Genomic DNA, 18,852 nt, shown 5'->3' with positions numbered 1-18,852 from the left:
GCATCCTGCCCTATCGGGCACGACGACGGGAGAGGGCACTCGGTCCGCTCAGGGCAGCCGAGCCAGCCGCGTGGGTCAGCGGAGCTGGTCAGCAGAGCGAGGCGAGCTCGTCGATGATCTTGCGGCGCGGGCCCGTCAGCGGGAGGGAGTCGATCACCGCGTCGTCGACCCCGGGCACCGGCACGTGCGAGACGGCCTGGTGGCGGGGGCGCTGGTCGGTGGGCTCGTCGTCACCGAAGAGCTCCTCGTGCATCTTCTCGCCCTCACGCAGCCCGGTGAACTCGATGCGGATCGGCCGGCCGGACTGGTCGATGAGCTGCTTGGCGACGTCGAGGATCTTGATCGGCTCTCCCATGTCGAGCACGAGCGCCTCGCCCGGCTCGCCGATCGCGGCCGCCTGGACGACGAGCTGGCAGGCCTCGACGATCGTCATGAAGTAGCGGGTCACCTCGGGGTCGGTCACCGTCACCGGACCGCCGGCGGCGATCTGGGAGGCAAACGCGGTGAGCACGCTGCCGCGGCTGCCGAGGACGTTGCCGAAGCGCACCGAGAGGTAGGCGCCGCCGCCCTCGGCGAGGGCCCGCTGGGCCACCTCGGCGGTGATCATCTCAGCCACGCGCTTGGAGTAGCCCAGCACGCTGGCCGGGTTGGCAGCCTTGTCCGTGGAGATGTTGACGAAGCGCTCGACGCCGACCTCGCGGGAAACCTGCAGCACGTTGCGGGTGCCGAGCACGTTGGTCTTCACCGCCTCGGCGGGGAACTGCTCCAGCATCGGCAGGTGCTTCAACGCGGCCGCGTGGAAGACCACCTCGGGACGCCGGTCGTGGAAGATCTCGCGCAGGGCGTCGATGTCGCGGATGTCGTTGAGGATCACGTCGTCGGAGTCGAGCAGCGCCCGTCCGTGGATCGACAGCTGCACCGAGTGCAGCGCGGACTCGTCCCGGTCGAGCATCATCAGGTCGGCCGGCTTGAAGCGGTGGATCTGGCGGCAGAGCTCGGAGCCGATCGAGCCACCGGCTCCGGTGACCAGGACGCGCTTGCCGGCAATGTAGTCGGCGATCGACTCGATGTCGGTGTCGAGCTGGTTGCGCCCCAGGACGTCGTGCAGGTCGATGTCGCGCAGGTCGCGGATGCCGACGTGCTCGCCGAGGTTCTCGGTCGGCGCCGGGAGCACCTTGACCTTGAGCCCGGCCTCGACGCCGGCGAGGTTGAAGCGAGCGATCGTCTCGGCATCCGCGCTGGGGATGGCGATCACGATGGTGTCGACCTCGGTCGCGGCGGCGATCTCGGCGATCTGATCCGTTGTGCCGAGCACCTGCACGCCGCGCACGCGGTAGTGGCGCTTGGCCGGGTCGTCGTCGAGCATGCCGACCGGCCGCCAGACCTTGGCAGGGTCACGCAGCATCGAGACGACGAGGTCGTAGGCCGACTCTCCGGCACCGATGAGCAGGACGCGGGTGGTGCCTTCGCGCTGCTCGCGCTCGCGCTGCATCTCCTTCACCCGGCGCCACGCCGCCCGCCCGAAGAGGCAGACGATGACGGTGAGCAGGCCGGCCCCGGCAGGGATCGAGCGCGGGACCCACAGCCCGCTGAAGTTGGCCACGAAGACCAGGGCGGCCACGCTCACGGTGACGAGCGTGAGCCGGATGGCCTCCTCCAGGCTGGCCAGCTTGGAGCGCCCCTGGTGCAGCCTCACGGGGGAGCCGAGGATGAGGTGCAGGGCGGCAGCGGTCACACCCAGCATCAGCGCGGCGCCGAAGTATCCGTCGGTGACCTCGCCCTCCAGGCGGACGACGGTCCAGACCAGGAACGAGGCGACCCAGACGATCACGTCGAACGTCGTCACCACCAGCGTTCGGTGACGCTGCAATCTCGACATCCAGTCAGTCACTGGAGTCTCACTCCCCAACGGTCAGGGGCCGCGTGGGGCAGCCCGGCACGCGGAGCATCCTCTCACGGTTGGAGGAGAAGGTGGAGAGGGTCCAAAAGTTTTGGACACGATCCCGTTCTGGACCGGTCCAGAACGGGCGAGCCGCTCAGCGGCGAGTGATGCTGCGCAACGCCGGGCGTACGTCGACCAGGAAGACGCAGGCGGCGACCAGGAAGAGGATGTTGATGATGCCGATGGGGCTCCACAGGATCAGCTGCGCGGCGAGCCCGAGGCCGAGGATCAGACCCCATCCCACCTTGGTGAACTTGGAGGCCGCCTCGTAGGCGGGAGCCGGGAAGGTCATCGCGGCGACGAAGGCGAAGCCCTTCAGGCAGAGCACGATGAGGAAGCCGACGAAGAGCACGTTGCTCTGGAGGCTGAAGATGTCCACGCCGCCAGCCTACTGACCGACCAGCGGCCACCGTACGCAGACGCACGAAGCCCCCGGCGGCGCGCCGGGGGCTTCGCGGGTGGTGCGGGGGTGACTCAGGAGTCGGACTTCGGGGCGGAAGGCGTGGCCGGGGCCTTCTTCGCCGCCGGGGCCTTCTTCGCAGGAGCCTTCTTGGCAGCCGCACCTGAGGCCTTGGCCGCCGGAGCGGGGGCGGCGGTCGGGGTGACCGGGGTGGCCTTCGCGGGAGCCGGCTTGACCGGGGCGGCCTTGGTAGCCGAGGCAGGCTTGGCCGGAGCGGCCTTGGTAGCCGAGGCAGGCTTGGCCGGAGCGGCCTTGGCAGGAGTCGCCTTGGCGGCCGGAGCAGGCTTGGCGGCCTTGGCGGCCTTGGCGGGCTTGGCAGCCTTGGCCGGCTTGGCGACGGGCGCCTTCTTCGCCACCGGGGCCTTCTTCTCCGCAGGCTTCTTGACCTTCTCGGGCTTCGGCGGGTTCGCGACGGCGGCCGCCACCTCGTCGGCGCCCTCGGAGACGTTGGTCGCCAGGTCGTCCGCGACGAGCTCGAGGGTCTCCTGCATCTCGCTGGCCTTGCGGCTGACGATCTTGCGCACGGGGGCGACGGTCTCGTTGACCGACTCGGCGAGCATCTCGACGGCGTCGGAGACGGTGTCGGAGACGCGATCGACGCGCCCGGTGACGATCTCGGAGACCTTCTCCACCCGACCGGTCACGGACCCGGTGGCCGCGGTGACCCGGCTGGTCGCGCCGGCGACCCGGTCCTGCAGGCGGATGCGGCCGACGACGTCCTCGCCGCGCTTGGCGAGCTCCTCGTACTGGCTCGTGACGGTGCCGATCCCCTGGCCGACGAGTCCCTTGGCCTGGGCGTAGAGCGCCTTGGGAGCGAGGTCGATCTTCCTCGCTGCCTCGACACGGTTCTCGAGGTCACTCTGGACGCCGCCGAGGCGCTGGGAGGCCTTCTTGGTCACGTCGTTGACGGTGTCGAGCACGGTGGCGACAGCCAGGTCGTTGACGCCCACGCCGGCGTAGAACACGCGGCCTGCCTCGTCGCGGACGGCCTTGACGTCGATCTTGGTCGTGGTGGCCATGATGGTTCCTCTCCTTGGGTGACTTCCCGCCCCTCCAGCGGGTCGTACGAGTGGGTGGCGATCAGTCGCCGGTGGTGGCCTCGGACTCGGGCCCCTGCTCGGGGTCCGTCTCTTCGCCGGTGCCGTTGAGGGCGACGAACGAGGCGTGGATCTCCAGCAGCGTCGTGCGCTGGCTGGGAGTGAGTCGGTGGTCGGCGAGGACGGCGGCCTCGACGCTGGTCCGGGTGGCGGCCGGGCTGTCAGGGGTGATCAGGCCGGCCTGCACGTAGAGCTGCTCCGCGGAGATGCGCAGGGCCTTGGCGAGCTGCTGGAGCACCTCCGCCGACGGCTTGCGCAACCCGCGCTCGATCTGGCTGAGGTAGGGGTTGGAGACGCCGGCCAGGTCGGCGACCTGACGGAGCGAGAGGCGAGAGGCGAGGCGTTGCTCCCGGAGGAAGTCACCGACCTTGCCCACTCCGGCACCGACCTGCGCACCGGCCACGGCTCCGACCGCGACTCCGGCCTTGCCCGCGGCGACCCCAGCCTTGGCCGTCTTGGCGGTCTTGCCCAGCACGGAGGTCTTCTCCGGCTTGTCCGCGACGGGGCGCTTGGGGCTCATGCCTTCATCCTGCTAACTCTTGCTAACAATTGCAAGCACCCTGCGAGTGAGCCGCCTCACCCGCCTCCCCGGTGTGTCCACACCGCCTCCCGGTGTGTCCAAACACCTTCCGACGTGTCCAACCCCGAGGTCTTGCTCCACCAAGTTGCTCGACCTTGCGATGATGGCGCCCGTGTCCCCAACTCTTCCGCAGCACTGCCCCTCGCCGCGGGAGCTCGACGACCTCGAGCTCCTGCTGAGTGGCGCACTGGCGCCGCGTACCCGTTTCGACGACCCGCGCGACCCTGATGCGCTCGTCACCCTCGACCTCCCCGAGGAGCTGCGTGGCCGCGCGGTGGAGCTGGTCGACCCGGAGGGGCTGCCCCTGGCACGCGTGGAGGCCGACGGCTCCCTGACCTCCCTGAGCCACGCGCAGTACGGCCCCTTCCGCCGCCTGCACCTGACTCCCGCCCAGGCGCGCTCCTCCTACCCGGGCCGCAGCTGGATCCCGGTCGACGACGCCCTGACCACCGACGAGCTCAACCGCCTGCGCCACCGCGGCGCGGTCGTCCTGCTGGCCCTCACCGGCGTCGGCACCCCGCGCCTCTCCCCCGTCGCGCTGGTGCGCGCCACGGTCGCGGCGGCGAAGGTGCTGCCCGACGCCGTCGTGGTCGCGGTGCCCCTCGCCGCCCACGGCGACGCGGCCGCCGACGCACGGCTGCGCGAGCGGGTCGTGACGACGTACGCCAACGGCGACCCGGTCTGGCCGCTCCCGCCCCGCGCGGTGGAGCCCACCCTGACCGACTTCCCCGCTGAGGTCGCCGAGGTGGTCCGCCAGGACCGCCCTGCCCCGGCCGACCAGGGGCTCGTGCTCTTCTTCACCGGACTCTCGGGCAGCGGCAAGTCCACCCTCGCCCGCGCCCTCATGGACCGCGTCCTGGAGCAGGGCAGGCGCACCGTCACCTCCCTCGACGGCGACGTCGTGCGCCGCAACCTCTCCGCCGGCCTCACCTTCAGCAAGGCCGACCGCGAGACCAACATCCGTCGCATCGGCTGGGTCGCGGCCGAGATCGCCCGCCACGGCGGCCTCGCGGTCTGCAGCCCGATCGCCCCCTTCGCCCAGACCCGTGCCGAGGTGCGCGAGATGGTCGAGTCCGCGGGCGGGGCCTTCTTCCTCGTCCACGTGGCCACGCCGGTCGAGGAGTGCGAGCGCCGTGACCGCAAGGGCCTCTACGCCAAGGCACGGCGCGGCGAGATCCCCGAGTTCACCGGCATCTCCTCGCCCTACGAGGCCCCCACCGACGCCAGCGTCGTCGTCGACACCACGGGCCGCTCCATCGAGGACGCGCTCGACGACGTCGTGCAGGCGCTCGCCGAGAGCGGCCTCCTCGACGTGCGTACGTCGGACAACCCCTCGCGCGTCGAGCCCGTCAGGATGGCCGCCGCACCCTCGACCCCCGCTGCCCCGGCCGCGACGGCACCCGTCGCCACCGAGGCGCCGTCGGCCCTCGCGCGCCCGCAGCGTGCCGCCTCCCACCGGGGCGGCTCCCGCGGCGCCGGACGGCTCACCGTCCTCTTCGTGTGCACCGCCAACGTCTGCCGCTCCCCCTTCATGGAGATGACCGCGCAGTCGATCGTGGGCAACGCGTTGGAGTTCGCCTCGACCGGCACGGAGGCCAAGCAGGGGCGCTCCATGGACCCCGTCATCGCGGAGTTCCTCCCCGAGGACGTCCAGAACCGGCGCTTCGCCAGCCACCCGGTGACCGCGGAGGTGATCGAGGCCGCCGACCTGGTCCTCACCGCGGAGACCAGCCACGCCGACTTCCTCACGGAGCGTCACCCGCAGGCGTTCCGCAAGATCTTCACGCTGGCCCAGTGGACCGAGACGGTCCAGGGCAGCGACCTCGGCGGGCGCCACCTCATCGAGTGGGCCGGGCAGTACCGTGTGCCGAGCACGCCGGAGCACGACATCTCCGACCCCTACCGGCGCGGACGCGAGCGGGCGCAGGTCGCGGCCGCACGCATCACCACCCTTCTCCAGGCGGGCCTGCCGCCGCTGACCCGGGACTGAGGACCGATGGAAGCTCTCACCCTGCTCGACTGGCTCACCTGGTCGTTCTTCTCCGTGATGATCGCCGGCTTCGTGGTCGGCGTCGTCGTCGGCCTCACCGGCATGGGTGGCGGCGCCCTCATGACGCCTGCCCTGATCTTCCTGGGCGTCGGTGACACCGCCACGGTGGTCACCGCCGACCTCACCGCCGCCGCGGTCTACAAGACGGGCGGCGCCATCGTGCACAAGCGCGAGGGCTCCCCCAACATGCAGCTGGCCAAGTGGCTGATCCTGGGCTCGGTGCCCACGGCGCTGCTCGGGCCCTACCTGGTCTCCTGGTTCACCGAGTCGCCCGAGCACCTCGACAAGACCCTCAAGCTCTGCATCGGCTTCGCGCTGCTCCTCGCAGCCGCGACCTACGCCGGGCGTCTCTACCTCAACCTGCTGCGGGTGCGTCGTGGCACCTTCGTGAGCGACGACAACCCAGTCATCCGCCCGCTGCCCACGTTCCTCGTGGGTGTCGCCGGCGGCCTGCTCGTGGGCATCACCAGCGTCGGCTCGGGGTCGGTCATCATGATCTGCCTGCTGATGCTCTACCCCGGGCTCAGCGCCGTGAAGCTGGTCGGCACCGACCTGGTGCAGGCCGTCCCGCTCGTGCTCGCCGCGGCCATCTCCAACATCGCGATCCACGGCCTCGACTTCGGCATCACGATCCCGTTGATCCTGGGCTCGGTGCCGGGCACGATCCTCGGCGCCAAGCTGGCTCCGCGCATCCGTCAGTCGTTCATCCGACGCGCCATCGTGGTGGTGCTGACCATGTCCGGCGTCGCGCTGCTCGACAAGGCCGGCTGGGGCCCGCTGGGCGCCGGAGCCGACGAGACCAACCCGATGCTGGTCGCCTACGTCGGCCTCGCGATGGTCGTCGTGGTGCCGCTGGTGTGGGGTGTGGTCCGCCGCACGGTGGGCCTGCCGATGTTCGGCACACCGACCGTGGAGGAGCTGGACGTCCCCGACTTCCACCCCGAGGTGCTGGAGGGTCGCGGCGCTGGCCACGTCCCCCGGTCCCACGACGGTCAGCCCGACGGCGGAAGTGACGCGCGCAACCACACGTAGCCGCCGCGCCAAGACGCGTTTCAGCTCGATCCAGCAGCAAGGCTACGATGGCCGCTGCTGTCCCAAGGAGAGGTCCCGAAGAATCACCATGACCCAGACGCACGCCGACTACCAGCTGAGTCAGCTGGACCAGCTCGAGGCGGAGTCGATCCACATTTTCCGTGAGGTCGCCGCCGAGTTCGAGAAGCCGGTCCTGATGTTCTCCGGTGGCAAGGACTCCATCGTCATGCTCCGCCTGGCGGAGAAGGCCTTCTACCCTGCCAAGATCCCCTTCCCGATCCTCCAGATCGACAACGGGCTCGACTTCGACGAGGTGGGCGAGACCCGCGACCGCTGGGTCCAGCGCCTCGGCGTCAAGCTCGTGGTGGCCTCCATCGACGACGCGATCGCCCGCGGCATCGTCGTCGACGACGGCAAGACCTCGCGCAACCGCCTGCAGACCCCGACGCTGCTCAACGCCATCGAGGAGAACGGCTTCACCGCCGCCTTCGGTGGTGGCCGTCGCGACGAGGAGAAGGCCCGCGCCAAGGAGCGCGTCTACTCCCACCGCGACGAGTTCGGCCAGTGGGACCCGAAAATGCAGCGCCCCGAGCTGTGGAGCCTCTACAACGGCCGCCTGCACGCCGGCGAGCACATGCGCATCTTCCCGATCTCCAACTGGACCGAGCTGGACATCTGGGACTACATCCGCCGCGAGGAGATCGAGATCCCCCAGATCTACTTCGCCCACCAGCGCCGCGTCTTCGAGCGCGACGGCATGCTGATGAGCGAGACCCCGCTCAACCCGCTGCGTGAGGGCGAGGTCGTGACCGAGCGTACGGTCCGCTTCCGCACCTGTGGCGACATCACGCTCACCGGTTGCGTGGAGTCGACGGCCAGCACCCTCGACGAGATCATCGAGGAGATCTCGGTCGCCCGACTGACCGAGCGCGGAGCGACCCGCGGTGACGACCGCTTCTCCGAAGCAGCCATGGAAGACCGCAAGAAGGAAGGCTACTTCTGATGGCCACCGCTGAGACCAGCCCCGAGATCACCGCCGACGACATGCCGGTGATCGCCACTGAGAAGCCTCAGATGGACCTCCTGCGGTTCGCGACCGCCGGCTCGGTCGACGACGGCAAGTCGACCCTCATCGGTCGCCTGCTCTTCGACTCCAAGTCGATCTTCGCCGACCAGCTCGAGGCGATCGAGAACACCTCCGAGGCGCGCGGCGACGACTACGTCGACCTCTCGCTGCTGACCGACGGTCTGCGCTCGGAGCGCGAGCAGGGCATCACGATCGACGTGGCCTACCGCTACTTCGCGACCCCGCAGCGCAAGTTCATCATCGCCGACACCCCCGGCCACATCCAGTACACGCGCAACATGGTGACCGGCGCCTCGACCGCCGACCTGGGCCTGGTGCTGGTCGACGCCCGCAACGGCCTCACCGAGCAGTCGCGCCGTCACGCCGTGCTGCTGAGCCTGCTGCGGGTGCCCCACCTGGTGCTGGCGATCAACAAGATGGACCTGGTCGACTGGGACGAGGAGATCTACAACAAGATCCACGCCGAGTTCACCCAGTTCGCGACGAAGCTCAACATCCCTGACCTCGAGGTCATCCCGATCTCGGCGCTCCAGGGCGACAACGTCGTCAACCGCTCGGAGAACACTCCGTGGTACGAGGGCCCGACCCTCATGCACCACCTCGAGCACGTGCACGTCGCGAGCGACCGCGACCTGGTCGACGTCCGCTTCCCCGTGCAGTACGTCGTACGGCCGAAGTCGGACGAGTTCCACGACTACCGCGGCTACGCGGGCCAGGTCGCCGGTGGCGTGCTGAAGAAGGGCGACGAGGTCATCGTGCTGCCCAGCGGCATGACCTCGAGGATCGCCGGCATCGACCTCTTCGACAAGGAGGTCGACCAGGCCTTCCCGCCCATGTCGGTCACCGTGCGCCTCGAGGACGACGTCGACGTGAGCCGTGGCGACATGATCGCCCGCGTCAACAACGCCCCGACGCCGAGCCAGGACATCGACGCGATGGTCTGCTGGATGACCAACGAGCCGCTGCGTCCGCGCCAGAAGCTCGCCATCAAGCACACCACCCGCAACGGTCGCGCCCTGGTGAAGGACATCCAGTACCGCCTGGACATCAACACCCTGCACCGCGACCAGGAGACCAAGGAGCTCGGTCTCAACGAGATCGGCCGCATCCAGCTGCGCACCACGGTGCCGCTGCTGGTCGACGAGTACTCGAAGAACCGCACCACCGGCTCCTTCATCCTGATCGACGAGGCGACCGGCGTGACAGTCGGCGCCGGCATGATCAACAGCGCTGGCTGAGGCTCGTACGCTGCGCAGCGAGGCCCCGGGGACCGTCACGGTCGCCGGGGCCTTGTCTGTGTCTCACTCGCAGCCGACCCCGTCACCGTCGCGGTCGAGGTGTCGCCCGTAGCCGGGGTCACCGACGCGGACGGGGGCGGCGCCCGCAGCACGGGCTGCGGTGCAGTTGGCGAAGTAGACGGGGGCCGGAGCCTCAGGCGCGGGCGCGGGCGCGGGCGCGGGCGCGGGCTCGGGCGCGGGCGCCGGGGCGGGTGTGCGTGTCGGGGTCGGCTCGGGGACACGCTGGTCGGTGGCGGTGGGCAGCTGTGCGAGGTCCTCGGCGAGGGGTTCGCCGGGGCAGGCGACGAGGATGCGCTGCATCGCGGCGGCCTCGGGCGGGGTGACCCACAGGCCGTACTTCTGCTTGACGGTGACCTGGCGGGCGACGTACTCGCACCGGTAGGACTTGCTGGGCGGCAGCCAGGTGGCGGCGTCACCGTCGCCCTTCTGTCGGTTGGCGGACGCGTCGACGGGCAGGAGGTTGAGCGGGTCGTTGGCGAGCGCTGCGCGTTGCTGCATCGACCAGAAGCTCGCCCCGGTGGCCCACGAGTTGCCCAGGGAGACGATGTGGTCGATGTCGACGAGGGCGCCGTGGCCCTTCACGAAGTCGACGACGGTCGCGGTGTAGGAGTCGGCGAGCACGCCGGAGGTGACCACGCACCCGTTGGACTCGAGGCGGATCTCGGTGAGGTGGGCGGCCAGCATGTCGTTGCGGGTGTCGCATCCGTTGCGGTCGGCGTCCATCCACGCCTGGCCGAACATGGCTCGGTCATAGCCGGTCATGGGGGCACGCCCCTTGACCGGCAGCGCGGCGAGGACAGTCGCGGCGTCCCCGAGTGCCGCCGCGGTGGGCGTGGGGCCGACAGCCTCGGTGTCGGCCGGCTCCGGTTCGTCCGACTCGGGCTGGGTCACGCCAGGGTCTGCGACCTCCACCTCAGCCACAGGGGCCGACTCATCGAGGTCGCAGCCGCCGAAGGTCAGGAGCAGCGTGAGCGCAGCGACGGCGCGCAACGGTGATTTCATTCGGGTCTCCAGTGACGGCGGCGGGCCGCTCCTCCTCTGCTGAGCAGCAGGGGGCGAACGAGGTCAGAGCCCGAGCTCTGCTCACGATCCTAGGTTTCGTACGCCGTGGGCACCCACGGTTCGCCGAAGCCGGCAGCCTTCCCCCAGCATCGTCTGAACATCAAGACCCCCCACCGCGACCAGGAGACCAAGGAGCTCGGCCTCAAGGCGATCGGGTGCATCCAGCTGCGCACCACCGTGCCACTGCTGGTCGACGAGTACTCGAAGAACCGCCCCACCGGTTCCTTCATCTCGATCGACGAGGCGACCGGCGTGACCGTCGGCGCGGGGATGATCAAGGGCGCGGGCTAGGCTCACCCGCGCGAGCACGCCTACGGCTCGGCCTCTGTCGGGTAGGTGAGGCCCATACGACTGCAAGGACACCATGGAGACCAGTTCAGGAACGGTGCGAGACCGCGTTTCGGTGACGGCTTGGATCATGAGCGCCGTCTTCGCCTTGGCTGCGTTCGCCCCCGGCCACGCCTCGCGAACCGGCGCGTTCGTCGCGGTCGCGGTCATCCTGTTCCAGCTGGCGCAAGGCAAGAAGCTGGATCGACTCGACGGCCTGGCAGCAGCATTCATCACCTGGTTGTTGGTGGGCAGCTTCTTCACCGAGCCCACGGACGCCTCGGGAGACCTGTTCCGGGACCTGGTCGCAGGTGCGCTCATCTTCACCGCGATCCGCCTCTCCGTCGACTCACGTCGATCGGCGAACGTGGTGGGCGGCGGTCTGGTGCTCGGCTGCGCGTACATGGCCCTCAACCTCGTGCCTCAGGTGGGGGACCGTCCCATCAGCCAACTTGAGCTCGCGTCTGACACGCTTCGTTACACCTTCGAGGGACTCAACTCCAACCACGTCGCCTACTCCGTCGCCTCCGCCTGCTTCGTCCTGCTCGCCGTCGTGATCGATGACCAGTCCCGGGGCAAGTTCGTCAAGTGCGTGACGTTCGCCATGGGCGCTGCGCTCTTCTACTTCGGTGTGCTCCCCCCCGGCACGCGTGGCGGCCTCATCGCCACCGTCGGCATGGCGGCACTCATCCCGCTCGTGCGCCTCTTCGGGGGCAAGGCCACCAAACTGCGCCTGCGGCTGTTCGCTGCCCTTGTGTTGCTGGCCAGCGTGGGACTCTCCGCAGGATTGTTGGAGCGACTGATCCAGGGTCGACTCGCCGTCTCGGACCGTGAGGACGGCACCTTGAACGGGCGCCTCGAGATGTGGCCACGCGCGCTGGCCAGCATCCGGGAATCGCCCATCTTCGGCAAGGGCCCCGGAGCCTCGCTGGACATCAACAACGGGATCTCGTTCCACAACGCGCTCCTCGACATCACCGTGGATCTCGGCCTGATCGGCGTCAGCATCTGGACCGCACTCATCGTCCTTTCGCTCCGCGCGCTCCAGGGGAACAGCAGCCGGATCCGTCTCTCCATGGTTGCCGGGACGCTCCTCCTGACCGTCATCCTCCTGAGCGGCTACTGGCACCCTTCCCCCACGCTGTGGGCGGTGGTCGGCTTCATGACCACGCTTGGGCCCGGAGGACGCGCATTCCCCTCGGAGAGGCAGGAGGAAGAGCACGTACCGACCGCTGACGAACGCGTCTCCAGCGTTCGTCGTCGCCGCTACTGAGTCCTTGACGGCGTCGCGGTCAAGGACGTGAAGAACTCCGCAATCCGGTCACCTTGCGCCGGCAGGGACTTCCCGCGGCGCAAGAAGTCCCTGAGCTCAGCGCGCCTCGCTGCCACTACCTCTGCGGAGAAGTCGCTCTCCGCCAGGCGATCGAGAGCCACGGCCATGCCCTCACCGTCCACCGGCAGTGGGTGGAGGTGGTCCCAGTACTCCTCGGGGATTCCCGGCAACCGGGTGCTGGCCACTGTGCCTCCGTGCGTCATGTACTCGAGGACCTTCGACGGGAAGGAGAAGCGTGTGAATCCCCTGTCGGGACGCGGGTTCACGAGGATCGCCGCCGCGCGGTAGGCCTCGTGCAGCTCAGCCTGTCCGAGGACTCCCCTGTACACGACTCGCGGAGAGCGTTCAGCGGCCCTCAGCACCTGGTCGAGGTAGCTCCCGCGTCCGCACACCTCCAGCGTCCACTCGCCCTGGGAGCGCTCGACAGCCTCCAGCAGGGCGCCGAGTCCGTACGCCTCCTCGACGCCACCGGCATAGAGCACCACGGGGGATGCCCCCACCGGGGACGCAGCATCTGCGTCCGTCTCGGCGACGTCAGCGATGCCCTCCATCACCAGGACCGGCCTCCCAGGAAGGAAGGCAGACCCGAGCTGCTCCGTCAGGCAGATTCCCGCGGAAAAGCGATCGAGCTGGTTCATCACGCGCCGGAAGTCCACGCGACGCAGCGCCGACCGGGGCTGCTCGTCACGGGCACCGACTCCGTGCGGCGGATCGGTCATGAGCACGACGCTCGGGATGCCGAAGTGAGTGGCCACCCGGTTCGTCAGTGCAAGCAGAGCGGAGTTGACGCCGTGCACCACCACGACGTCAGGTCGGGTGACCTCCGGATCGCGATAGCGGCGCATCACCTCCCCGAGCATCACCCGGTGTCGGCTCCAGTGCTTGACTCCCAGGACGTTGACGAAGCCGACTGCGGCGCCACTGACCCCGTTCTGGTCGAACGGCTGCCGCCGGAAGACGAGCTGCCGGTTGAGCGGAAAGTCCGAGGCCGGCACCACCGTCACGGCGTCCACCTCCATCCCGGCCGCGGTGAGGGCGCCCAGGAAGTTCCAGCCGAACCGCTGCGTCTGGACCGGCATGCGGCGGTCGTTGCGCAGCACCTGCTCGAACAACGCGTCCGGCGTGACGAAGCCAAGATGCAGGACCTTCACCGCGCGTCCCTCGCTGCTCGCGCCGCTGCGGCCAAGCGCCGGTGGGTCGCTTCGCGGGAGAACTCCTCCAGGACCCGGGGTCCGACATCGGGGGGCATCGGATCGTCGACTGTGCCCAGGAACCGGACCAAGCCCTCCCAGTCAGGCTGCCGGAGCTGCAGGGCAACGGAACGCGTCGAGCGCGCGAACGCCTCGATGCTTCCTTGCTCCACCGGACCCACACACACCACCGGCCGACGACTCGCCACGTACTCGGGGACCTTCGTGGACACGGAGTAGCGGGTGAAGGGGACGACCCCCTCGTCCTCGCTCTCGATGAACAGCAGACAGCTCGCCGTCTGGAGCACGTCAGCGACCTTGGCCGCCTCGACCTCCCCGCGGTCGATGACGTTGCCGTGCCGGGCGGCGAGGGTCGCCGCCGCGGCGGCTGAGTGTCCCGGCCTGAAGATCTCGATGGACCAACCGGCCGTGTTCTCGTGGCGCGCCAACTCCTCGGCCACCACGCTGACCACGCGGTCCCTGCCCAGGTGCAGACCACCGACGTAGCGCATCACTCCACGCTCGTGGGCCACGCTGCCGGTCGCGCCCAGCAGGTCGTCGGCGGGGACGGAGTTGCCGACCGGCGTGAAGGGACGTCCGTACCGCGAGGTGAACTCCTCGGCCATCTTGAAACCGATGCCGAGACCCACAGGTGAACGCTCGAGGATGGCTCGGTGAGTCCGCTCGACCCGGCGGCGGGCGATCCCGCGGAACGGCGAGGCCTGGTGCAGGTTCACCGGCCAGTCATCCATGTAGTGCGGAAGGATCGGTAGGTCGTACCGCTTCGCGATGGCCAGCGCCACGCTCATCTCCCGCACCGACCCGAGGAGCGAGTGCAGCACTTCGGGACGGTACTCGGCGACCACGTCGTCGAGGTCCTTCGGCAGGACCACGGGGGCGATGTCGTTGAGCACCATCGCCACCAACTTGATGCGGGTCTTCAGAGGCACCCGCCCGGTCCGCGCCACCGAGCTGTTCATCCCGTCGGCGACTCCCCTCACGTCAGCCCCGAGAACCCTCCGCCCCCAGTGCTCCAGCGGGTAGGTCGTGGAAGGCAGCTCGTATCCGCCGCGCCGAACGGACGGCCCGGAAGCGTCCTTCGAAAAGACCTGGAGCAGGTGGGAGTCCGGCCAGGACTCGAACATGCTGGCCAACGTGAGCCCAGTGTTGTCGGGATTGCCGATGGGCCTGTAACCGACGTGGAGGAGGCGGGGCAGGTCAGACATGGTGATTCTCCCGTTCGCGGAGCACCCGCTTGGCCCCCCACAGGGCGGCGGGGGTGAGCAGACAGAGCTGGGCGAGGAGGCCAAGGGACACGAGACCCATGATCCCCCACTGCTGGAGGGCCAGGTACTTGGCCGGAATGAGCAGGCAGAGCGCGCCGTAGGCGAACAGCTGGACCCGCATCCTGGCGACAGAGTTCTGCACCATGAACCACGGACCGCCCGCTGCTTGGAGCGTGACGGTGAACGCCAGCAGGGCCCACACGCGCGGGTCGTAGTCCACGCCACCGGCCAGCCACACGCGGATCAGCGGTTCGCCGATGGCGACGCACACCCCAGCCATCACCGCCACGACCAGCCCCACCCCCACGGAGACGGCGCGCGCCTTCTGCCTGACCCAGGCCACGTCGCCACGGGCCAGGGCGGAAGCATTGAGTGCCCAGAGCGGTCCCGAGAGCATCACGGCAATCGCACTGATGGCTGAGAACACTCTGAACGGGACGGAGTAGTCAGGGACCTGGTCGTAGCCGAGCGTGGTCCCGACGAGCATCGGATCAAAACTCGTCGCGGCAAGCATGAGCAGGGTGACCGCGAAGATGGGAAGTCCCATGCGCAGGTGCCGCCGGACGGGCGAGCGACGGCCGTCCCCCGGCCCCCCCGCAAGGTTTGCGCTGCCGAGCGCCCGGAGGTCGAGGGTCAACAGCGTGTAGACCAACGCGACACCCACTGGCACCCACACCACTGCGACTGCGACCTCGACGCTTCCTGCGCCGCTGAAGTGCAGGACCAGGAGGACGACCAGGAAGAGCCCGATCGCCCCGGCTTGCGTCAGGTACGAGGAAACCTGATGCCCAAGTCCTACCTGGACCTTGTAGATCAGGCTCGCTGGCATCGCGCAGATTGCGGAGAGCATTGCGATGTGCGTGAAGGTGCCTGCTCTGGGGACCTCGTCGGCGCCCAGCGCGGCGGTGACGTCGATTGTCAGGGACACGAACGCCCAGCCGACCAGCATCACCAGGGCGATGCAGGCGGCCAGTGCGTACATTGCCTTGATGATGCGCAGACGCTCCTTGGCATCCGACGTCGAGGCGAGTTGGGTCAGCGCCGCATTCCCGACACCGAGGTCGAACACGGCCACGATGGCCGTCACCGTGGTGACGGTCACCCACAGGCCGTAGGCCTCCTTGCCCATCACGTCCAGCAGGATGGGCAAGGAGAGCAGCGGCACGGCGAGCGCCGTGGCCCCGTTGACCAATGAAGCGACCAGGCCCGCCTTCAGCAATCGGTTGCGGGCGCTCTGCTCCGAGTTCAGTCGGCTCGAATGCCGGCCCACTGGTGGTGCCTTCCAGCCGTCGACGAGATGAAGCGGACGACGCGGTTGCTGGTGTCGTTGATCTCGTACCCGGCCGGGTGCGACGAAGTGACGGGACCGTCGGCGATGGCGATGCCGACTCCGCGCACGACGTCGTCCACGTTCAGACCGGTCATGATGATCGAGCCGGAGTCGAGGGCCTCGGGACGCTCGATCGAGTCGCGCAGGGTGATCGCCGGGAAGCCCAGGATCGAGGACTCCTCCGAGATGGTGCCCGAGTCGGACAGCACGCAGGCGGCCTCGATCTGCAGCTTGTTGTAGTCGTGGAAGCCGAAGGGCTCCAGGAAGTCGATGCCGGAAAGGTCAAGACCGCTGTTGAGGGCCTCGAGGCGCTTGCGCGTGCGCGGGTGGGTGGAGACGACGACGCGCTTGCCGTACTTCTCGTGCACCGCGACGAGGCACTCGAGCAGCTGCTGCAGACGCTCCGGGAGGTCGACGTTCTCCTCACGGTGAGCGCTCACCAGGAAGTAGTCGCCCGCGGTGAGTTCGAGGCGGTCGAGGATGTCGGAGGCGTAGATCTGGTCGCGGAACTCCTCCAGCACCTCACGCATCGGCGAGCCGGTCACCAGGATGCGACGCGGGTGCAGGCCCTCGTTCAGCAGGTTGCGGCGCGCGTGCTCGGTGTAGGCCAGGTTGAAGTCGGCCACGTGGTCGACGAGGCGCCGGTTGGTCTCCTCCGGCACGTTCTCGTCGAAGCACCGGTTGCCGGCCTCCATGTGGTACGTGGGGATGCGCATGCGCTTGCCCATCACCGTGGCCACGCAGGAGTTGGTGTCCCCGAGCACGAGCATCGCGTCCGGCTTCTCCTCCACGAGCACCTTCTCGGTGCCGATCAGCACACCGCCGAGGACCGCACCGAGGCTGGAGGTGTCGACCCCCATGTAGTGGTCGGGGGCGCGCAGACCCAGGTCGTCGAAGAAGACCTGGTTGAGTGAGTAGTCGTAGTTCTGCCCGGTGTGGACGAGGACGTGCTCGATCCCCGGAGTGTTGTCGAGTCGCTTGATCACAGCCGCCAGGCGGATGATCTCGGGACGGGTCCCGACCACGGTCATGACCTTCATGCGGTTGCCTCCTGGGCAATCGTCTCGGGGAACTGGTCCGGGTTGTCCATGTCGAGCAGCTGGTCCGCCCAGAACATGGTGATCAACTCGGAGTCCCCCACGTTACGGATGTTGTGCACCCACAGAGCGGGCATGTCGACGAACGACGGCTTGTCGCCGCTGAGGCGGAAGGACACCACGTCGTCGTGCAGCAGGCGACGCAGCTCGATCTCCGCCTCGCCCTTCACCACGAAGAAGCGCTCCACCTTGTGCAGGTGGTAGTGCTCGCCGCGCTTCTGGCCCGGCAGGGTCGTCGACATGAACGCCATGCCCGTGCCGCCGTGGGCGCGGACGGTCTCGTACAGGTCGCCACGGTTGTCTCCGTGCACCTGCGGCGAGACCGGCCACATGTCGGGGAAAGCCGCCGCGCGGTAGGTGTTGAAGAGGTTGCGACGCATCGGCGTCGAGATGTCGGGCACCTCACCACGGGTCGCGTAGAGCTCGTGGGTCTCGAGGAAGAACCGCAGCACCTCGCTGATCGCGATCGCCTCGGCCGGCACCACCTCGCAGACGTCGCTGCCCAGCGCCTCGATGAGAGCGGCCGCAGCGTCCTGGGCGTGCAGGAGCTCGATCTCGCGGTCGCCGGTGACCGAGGGCGTACGCCCAGCGGCGACCTCGTGGGCGAAGGTCGCCACGAAGGAGTTGTAGCCAGGGCGTCCGTGCTCTCCGAACAGGTTCGGCAGCAGAAGGTCGGCGAAGTGGCCACCGAGCTCGACCGCGGCCTCCTTCACGATCCGGGCGGCCTCAGCCTTGCCGCGGCCGTAAGGGTTGTCGAGCTGGGCCTGGATCGAGTTGGCGAAGACCACGTCGACCGGCCGAGCGATCTCGCGCAGAGCCGCCGACAGGGTCGTGGCCAGGTCGATGTTGCCCTGCTCCACGGCCGCGTCGGAGTCGGCACGGTTGACGCCGGCGATGTGGATCACCGCGTCGACGTCGGCCAGCTTGGCGGCCAGGAGCGCCGGATCGGCGAAGTCCTCGCGCCCGAGCCGGACCGGCTCGACCTGGTGCAGGGCTCGCAACCGGCAGGCGGTGTGCCAGCCGAGGAAGCCGAAGCCTCCGGTGATCGCGATCCGCTTCGAATCAGCGGTCATGGGTCGAGTCCTCCGATGTCGTGTAGGTGTAGCAGTTCATGGCCCGGCCCTCAGCCGTGGTGTAGGCGCCCGCCAAGGTCCAGCCGTTGCGCTGGTAGAACGCGTTGGCCGCCTCGTTGTCGGAGCGGTCCGTCACGAGGTAGGCGTGCCCCGACTGCCGGTCGACCTCACGCTCGAACGCCCGGATGAGCTGGGTGCCAAATCCGGAGCCCTGGCCGTCGGGGTCGACGCAGATCGAGCTCAGCAGGGCTCCGCGGACCTCGATCGGCACCTGGCCGCGGTACGACACGGCTCGCAGCAACCTCGGCAAGCTCGACGGACGACGGACGACGGCGAGCAGCGACGCCAGCGCGAAGCCGACGAACCTGCGCTTGAGCAGCCGCGAGAAGAACCCCGCGGGCGCGTGGGTGCCGACGACGACCCCAGCGATGCCTCCCGATCCGTCCTCCGCCACGAGCGCCACTGCCTCGGGATCGCCCAGGAACCCTCGGTAGAACTCCCGCAGGAAGCGGGGCCCGAGCTGGCTCAGGAAGAACGAGGGAAACGCACGCTGGTGCAAGGACGCGCACGCTGGCACGTCCCCGGCCTCGAGCCTCCGGATCATCGAC

At 69.0% G+C, this 18,852-nt stretch carries 17 protein-coding genes; 6 read left to right on the top strand and 11 right to left on the bottom strand.

Annotated features, from left to right (window positions below; translation table 11 throughout):
• Positions 1–88 precede the first annotated feature (88 nt).
• The 4 genes from FCL41_RS02210 to FCL41_RS02195 form a co-directional block, all read right to left on the bottom strand.
• A complete protein-coding gene (locus FCL41_RS02210) occupies positions 89–1,846 on the bottom strand; it encodes a nucleoside-diphosphate sugar epimerase/dehydratase (protein WP_239021732.1) in 1,758 nt (585 codons plus the stop codon).
• 190 nt (positions 1,847–2,036) lie between these two features.
• On the bottom strand, positions 2,037–2,321 hold the full coding sequence (locus FCL41_RS02205) for a DUF2516 family protein (RefSeq protein ID WP_137064171.1): 285 nt from the start codon (positions 2,319–2,321) through the stop codon (positions 2,037–2,039).
• A 95-nt stretch (positions 2,322–2,416) separates the two neighbouring features.
• Complete coding sequence (locus FCL41_RS02200; protein WP_137064172.1) at positions 2,417–3,421, bottom strand: hypothetical protein; 1,005 nt, start codon at positions 3,419–3,421, stop codon at positions 2,417–2,419.
• Between the two features lie 61 nt (positions 3,422–3,482).
• Positions 3,483–4,019 carry a helix-turn-helix domain-containing protein gene (locus FCL41_RS02195; protein ID WP_137064173.1) on the bottom strand — a complete coding sequence of 179 codons (537 nt, stop codon included), beginning with the start codon at positions 4,017–4,019 and terminating at the stop codon, positions 3,483–3,485.
• Positions 4,020–4,191: 172 nt separating this feature from the next.
• Here FCL41_RS02195 and cysC point away from each other — a divergent pair, with 172 nt between their 5' ends.
• From cysC to FCL41_RS02175, 4 genes are all read left to right on the top strand, one after another.
• Positions 4,192–6,069 (top strand): adenylyl-sulfate kinase, encoded by a 1,878-nt coding sequence (gene cysC / locus FCL41_RS02190; RefSeq protein WP_239021731.1) that lies wholly within the window; start codon positions 4,192–4,194, stop codon positions 6,067–6,069.
• Positions 6,070–6,075: 6 nt separating this feature from the next.
• Positions 6,076–7,161: a sulfite exporter TauE/SafE family protein gene (locus FCL41_RS02185; RefSeq protein ID WP_170970120.1), complete on the top strand. Its 1,086-nt coding sequence runs from the start codon at positions 6,076–6,078 to the stop codon at positions 7,159–7,161.
• Between the two features lie 88 nt (positions 7,162–7,249).
• Positions 7,250–8,164 (top strand): sulfate adenylyltransferase subunit CysD, encoded by a 915-nt coding sequence (cysD, locus tag FCL41_RS02180; protein ID WP_137064175.1) that lies wholly within the window; start codon positions 7,250–7,252, stop codon positions 8,162–8,164.
• Between the two features lie 41 nt (positions 8,165–8,205).
• Positions 8,206–9,486 (top strand): sulfate adenylyltransferase subunit 1, encoded by a 1,281-nt coding sequence (locus FCL41_RS02175; protein ID WP_420846584.1) that lies wholly within the window; start codon positions 8,206–8,208, stop codon positions 9,484–9,486.
• Positions 9,487–9,549: 63 nt separating this feature from the next.
• On the opposite strand, the gene FCL41_RS02170 is transcribed toward FCL41_RS02175, so the two are convergent.
• On the bottom strand, positions 9,550–10,548 hold the full coding sequence (locus FCL41_RS02170; RefSeq protein ID WP_137064177.1) for a GmrSD restriction endonuclease domain-containing protein: 999 nt from the start codon (positions 10,546–10,548) through the stop codon (positions 9,550–9,552).
• A 105-nt stretch (positions 10,549–10,653) separates the two neighbouring features.
• On the opposite strand from FCL41_RS02170, the gene FCL41_RS02165 reads away from it, so the two are divergent.
• Positions 10,654–10,899, top strand: a complete 246-nt coding sequence (locus FCL41_RS02165; RefSeq protein WP_239021730.1) for an elongation factor 1-alpha C-terminal domain-related protein — start codon at positions 10,654–10,656, stop codon at positions 10,897–10,899.
• A 127-nt stretch (positions 10,900–11,026) separates the two neighbouring features.
• Positions 11,027–12,208 (top strand): O-antigen ligase family protein, encoded by a 1,182-nt coding sequence (locus FCL41_RS16920; protein ID WP_170970121.1) that lies wholly within the window; start codon positions 11,027–11,029, stop codon positions 12,206–12,208.
• Here the strand turns inward: FCL41_RS16920 and FCL41_RS02155 are convergent.
• From FCL41_RS02155 to FCL41_RS02130, 6 genes are read right to left on the bottom strand one after another with little or no spacing between them, the layout of a single operon-like run.
• Positions 12,202–13,419, bottom strand: coding sequence for a glycosyltransferase (locus FCL41_RS02155; RefSeq protein ID WP_137064179.1), 1,218 nt, complete (start codon positions 13,417–13,419; stop codon positions 12,202–12,204). The two genes, FCL41_RS16920 and FCL41_RS02155, sit on opposite strands and share 7 nt — an antisense overlap.
• Positions 13,416–14,684, bottom strand: a complete 1,269-nt coding sequence (locus FCL41_RS02150; RefSeq protein ID WP_137064180.1) for a glycosyltransferase family protein — start codon at positions 14,682–14,684, stop codon at positions 13,416–13,418. The genes FCL41_RS02155 and FCL41_RS02150 overlap by 4 nt, the downstream gene beginning before the upstream one ends.
• Positions 14,677–16,014 (bottom strand): lipopolysaccharide biosynthesis protein, encoded by a 1,338-nt coding sequence (locus FCL41_RS02145; RefSeq protein ID WP_137064181.1) that lies wholly within the window; start codon positions 16,012–16,014, stop codon positions 14,677–14,679. The genes FCL41_RS02150 and FCL41_RS02145 overlap by 8 nt, the downstream gene beginning before the upstream one ends.
• Positions 15,990–17,114: a non-hydrolyzing UDP-N-acetylglucosamine 2-epimerase gene (wecB, locus tag FCL41_RS02140; protein WP_137064182.1), complete on the bottom strand. Its 1,125-nt coding sequence runs from the start codon at positions 17,112–17,114 to the stop codon at positions 15,990–15,992. The genes FCL41_RS02145 and wecB overlap by 25 nt, the downstream gene beginning before the upstream one ends.
• On the bottom strand, positions 17,111–18,244 hold the full coding sequence (locus FCL41_RS02135; RefSeq protein ID WP_137064183.1) for a polysaccharide biosynthesis C-terminal domain-containing protein: 1,134 nt from the start codon (positions 18,242–18,244) through the stop codon (positions 17,111–17,113). The genes wecB and FCL41_RS02135 overlap by 4 nt, the downstream gene beginning before the upstream one ends.
• On the bottom strand, positions 18,234–18,803 hold the full coding sequence (locus tag FCL41_RS02130) for a GNAT family N-acetyltransferase (protein ID WP_217496786.1): 570 nt from the start codon (positions 18,801–18,803) through the stop codon (positions 18,234–18,236). The genes FCL41_RS02135 and FCL41_RS02130 overlap by 11 nt, the downstream gene beginning before the upstream one ends.
• Positions 18,804–18,852: the final 49 nt, after the last annotated feature.

This window comes from Nocardioides jishulii (assembly GCF_006007965.1).
Lineage (GTDB): Bacteria > Actinomycetota > Actinomycetes > Propionibacteriales > Nocardioidaceae > Nocardioides > Nocardioides jishulii.
This window is presented reverse-complemented; position numbering and strand designations above follow the sequence as displayed.